This is a genomic window from Mesorhizobium sp. B2-3-5 (assembly GCF_006442395.1).
Classification (GTDB): domain Bacteria; phylum Pseudomonadota; class Alphaproteobacteria; order Rhizobiales; family Rhizobiaceae; genus Mesorhizobium.
Genome location: NZ_VFVX01000083.1, coordinates 1 through 1,237, shown reverse-complemented (window position 1 = coordinate 1,237; position 1,237 = coordinate 1). Strand labels below are relative to the sequence as shown.

Here is a 1,237-nt window from a genome sequence, read left to right as displayed (position 1 = left end):
ATGTGTCGAAGCCCTCAAAGGCTCCAACATCCTCGCTCAGGCCGACCTCCGAAAGGTGCCGCCGGAACAGCGCTTACCGGTCATCGAAATACTCTTCGGCAAACTTATAAGCTGCCGCGGGCGTTATCGCCTTCGGCTCGGCGAGCGGCTCGTCGTCCAGCTCGTAAAGCACGATCCCTTCGCGGCGGATATCGGTGAAGAAATACTGCCCCTCGCGCAGCGCCGTGTTCACCTCGCGGCGTGAATGCACGATGAAGTTGGTCGGCGTATCTATACCCCGATCGCGGATGAGGCGATCCTTTGCCTTGTACCAGTACGCGAAGTCGGCGAGCTTGCGGTTGTTGACGACGATCAGCAGGTCGTAGTCCGACCGGTAGCCCTTCATCGTATGCGGCTCGTCGACCCAATCGCCACGGGCATAAGAGCCGAACAGGATCATCTTGAGGATCCGGCCCTTCTTCTTGAATTCGGTCGCACCGTCCGCAATGGCATCGTCGAACTCCTCATGGAGGAGCTCCATGATTCGGCCAAGCTCCCGCTGCTTTTCTCCGGCAGATGGTCAATGCTAGTCTTCATCATCGGTGAGTATTGCAATCCGGATCGACAGTAGGCGACGGTTATAACGCTTCTGCCATCGCTGCGCGGTTAAGAGAAGACGGTCACCCTCATCGAACAGGGACCATGCCTGCTTGGGTTGTGTCGCACAACATTGCCGGTTGCAATAGCATCAATTGCCCACCCGTTGGAGTACGTATGCGGTAGTGCACCGATGGAAGGCTTCGTGCGACCGCTACCGCGCGGTGCCACTAACCCTACGGCTTGCAGAGACATGTCCTTGCGCCCTGTTCACAAACCGGACCAGACCGGACATGGCTTCAGACTTTCCGGCGATGGGAAGCGCGCTCCCTGAACCTGCCTTGGTCGAACCTCGGTCCTTGAACCGCCGATCTGGCCCTTACGATCTTGCAAATAATTCTGTGGAAAGGCGAATTGTGGAGAGCTCGTGTCGTATCGGTAAATATTCAGGCGAGTATCGATAAGCAATTGGCTCGGGGGGACTCATGAAACGGTTGCTTGTTGGCGCGGCGGTGCTTGCCGCTGGTGTATTCGGCGCGGATATTTCTGTTGTTTCTTATATTAGCGGAAGTGCAGGCATAGTCGCGCTGGCGCAGCAGCTGCCGAGTTCCCCGCCCGTTTCTGGAGCGCCGTCGGGCGGCTTCGGCAATGGCGGGGCGGC

At 58.0% G+C, this 1,237-nt stretch carries 1 pseudogene; it reads right to left on the bottom strand.

Going from position 1 to position 1,237, the window contains the following annotated elements:
• Positions 1 to 76 precede the first annotated feature (76 nt).
• Positions 77 to 576: pseudogene (locus tag FJ958_RS31410) on the bottom strand (nucleotidyltransferase domain-containing protein); the annotation flags it as partial.
• Positions 577 to 1,237: the final 661 nt, after the last annotated feature.